General features: G+C 35.9%; 2 protein-coding genes and 1 pseudogene. 1 reads left to right on the forward strand and 2 read right to left on the reverse strand.

The window, feature by feature from the left end:
* Positions 1 to 35: 35 nt before the first annotated feature.
* Positions 36 to 614 (reverse strand): retropepsin-like aspartic protease family protein, encoded by a 579-nt coding sequence (locus H1P_RS27130; protein WP_144873591.1) that lies wholly within the window; start codon positions 612 to 614, stop codon positions 36 to 38.
* Between the two features lie 289 nt (positions 615 to 903).
* Between H1P_RS27130 and H1P_RS27135 the strand changes: the two genes are divergently transcribed.
* Positions 904 to 2,685, forward strand: coding sequence for a sugar phosphorylase (locus H1P_RS27135; protein ID WP_144873594.1), 1,782 nt, complete (start codon positions 904 to 906; stop codon positions 2,683 to 2,685).
* Between the two features lie 214 nt (positions 2,686 to 2,899).
* On the opposite strand, the pseudogene H1P_RS39550 reads toward H1P_RS27135, so the two are convergent.
* Positions 2,900 to 3,014, reverse strand: a pseudogene (locus tag H1P_RS39550) (ATPase P); the annotation flags it as partial.

The raw sequence follows: 3,014 nt of genomic DNA on the forward strand, positions 1-3,014 counted from the left end.
ATTTTTTTGCCATTGAAAATACAGCTAACAACTAACTATCGTCTTCTAAATTCAATCGTTCCATACTTAATAGTAATATCATACATCCCATAAAAATTTTGTCCTAAAAGACCCATATCAATGGTAGGTGCAACAGCAATATTCAAATTATTACTTACCATGTTTCCTGCACTGGCGGAAGAAACACTACTAATTTCAAAATAAATTAAGTTATTGCTAGCAGTTTGAAAAGGTAGACTTCCTGTAGGCTTTAGTTTTAAAGTTTTAGCCATTGGTTTAGTAATAACTGTCATAGTTGCTCCTGTATCGAACAACATTTCAAAAATATATTTATCGTTAAATTTGACATCTATTACAGGTGTGCCATGAATTCTTCTTTTTATGGGAACTACAAAAAAATCTGAAGAATTAGAGACTCTGGTTTTTCTATTTCTAAGAGTTGAACTATTGGCATTATTCGGAGAAGTACCACAAAGATATCCCAAATCCGTCGGGTTGCCATTAGCATCTAGCATATAGCATCCAGGGGTGTTTTGTGCGATCGCTGGTATCGCTGTAGTAACAATTAAACTGAATTGTAGAGATGCGATCGCGTAGTATCTCAATAATTTCATTAAACCTAATAGTTATTTTATAAATTCCATATAATTTAATAATTCCCCAAATAAGCGATCGAATAATACAGAAATCCCCCATTACTAAAGACAAAGATTGCATAAATATTACGAATTCATGATTTCTAGTTTATGGGTTTTTGCTTACGTAGCGATTGAGATACTCGAAGTGAAAAAAATTAGCTAACCTATATTGAAAGAACTTCAGAAAGCTCTTGTAGAACATTTCTGTTAAACAATTTTTGTTTACTTATCTCCTGTAAGGTTCAGATTGATATTCTCAAATTCTATGCCAATATCTAAGCAGACTAGCCCAGAAAAACAACACCAGCACTCTAAGCACTGGCAACACTTTTTATTTAGAGTTAAGCCTTTGTTAGAAAAAGTTTACAAAGATCAAAAGATTGTCGATCGATTAAGCGAGCAAATATTCTCTTTATTGCAAGAACATTTCTCTGATTCTGTCGCTGAAAATTTAGACAAATGGAGTCAAAACGAGGTAATTGTAATTACCTACGGAGATAGTATTTGTACTCCAGAAGAAGCACCTTTAGTTACCCTGAATCGTTTTTTGGAAAACTTACAAGATACTATCACAGGGGTTCATATTTTACCTTTTTGTCCCTACAGTTCAGATGATGGCTTTTCTGTAATTGACTACTTGCAAGTGAATTCTGAAATTGGAGATTGGCAAGGTGTAGAAGCTATTGCCCAAAAATTCGATCTCATGGCAGATTTGGTTTTAAACCACATTTCTAGTAAAAGTGTTTGGTTTGAGCAGTTTAAACAAGGAATTAAGCCAGGATGTGACTATTTTATCGAAGCAGACCCCCAAGAAGATTTATCAGAAGTAGTTCGCCCTCGTAGTACTCCTTTATTAGTCGAAGTTGATACCGCCCAAGGAACAAAATATGTTTGGGCTACTTTCAGTGAGGATCAAATAGACCTTAACTATAGTAATCCCGATGTTGTTATTGAAGTTCTGAAAATTATTCTTTTTTATCTTCAAAAAGGTGCAAAGTATATTCGGTTAGATGCAGTAGGGTTTCTTTGGAAATCTATTGGCACCTCATGTATGCATTTGCCCCAAACCCATGCCTTAATTAAGTTATTTCGGGAAATTACTCAAATGTTAAATCCCGATGTGGCTCTAATTACAGAAACCAATGTCCCCAACAAAGAGAATTTGAGTTATTTTGGCAATCGTGACGAAGCACATCTGATTTATAATTTCAGTCTGCCACCTTTAATTCTCAATGCTTTATTACAAGGAAAATCAGATCACTTAAAAACCTGGATGATGAGTATGCCTCCTGCACCCACAGGATGTGCTTACTTTAACTTTGCTGCTTCCCATGATGGCATTGGATTACGTCCCACTGAGGGATTGTTATTAGAAGATGAATGCAACACTTTGTTGAAAATGATGCAGGAATTTGGGGGCAAAATTAGCATGAGAACCAAACCCGATGGTACAGAAAGTCCCTATGAAATCAATATTTCTTGGTTTGATGCTATGAAAGGGACTGCTCAAGGAGAAGATCGATGGCATATTGAAAGATTTCTCTGTTCCCAAACAATTATGATGGCGGTAGAAGGAATTCCCGCTTTTTATATCCACAGTTTATTAGCAACTTCTAATGACTACGCAGGATTGGCTAAAACAGGGCGTAATCGTTCGATTAATCGCTACAAATGGGATTACACAGAGTTAAAGAATAAACTCAACGATTTTAACTCTCCCCAAGCAATTGTTATGGAAGAAATGTCTCGAAGGATTAAGATTCGTCGTCGTCAACCTGCATTTCATCCTAATGCTACCCAGTACACCCTACATCCCATGAATAAAGCCCTATTTGCTTTCTGGCGACAAAGTATCTATCGCGATCAGAGTATTTTCTGTATTAATAATTTAAGCGATCGCACTCAAGAATTACTGCTCTCTGATATTAACCTTATATGTATCGATCCTTGGCACGATCTTCTTAGTGGTAAAGTCATTGAAGATATTAGCGATCGCTTTATTCTAGAACCCTATCAATGTGCTTGGATTACTAATCAAGAATTTTAACAGTAAATAGCGATCGCGAGCGATAACCATAGGATTTACGCAAACAATCCTTAAAAATACCATTGGTAGGGTGGGCATTGCCCACCCTACATCTAAATTGCTGGTTACCAATCAGGATAATAGATAGGCCGAATTAAATCTAAAATAGAAAAATAGAAACGTTTTCTTTCTTCTTCTGCTCCCTTCAATTTTTCACTTAATTACGCAGAGCTAATTATTTCAGTAAGCGCAGACCATTTAAAGTGACTAACAAGGTTGAACCTTCATGTCCGATTACGCCCAAGGGTAAATTAATACTGCCGACTAAATTAGCTACCAATAGCAAGCAG

The sequence above is a fragment of the Hyella patelloides LEGE 07179 genome, from assembly GCF_900659865.1.
GTDB classification, from domain to species: domain Bacteria; phylum Cyanobacteriota; class Cyanobacteriia; order Cyanobacteriales; family Xenococcaceae; genus Hyella; species Hyella patelloides.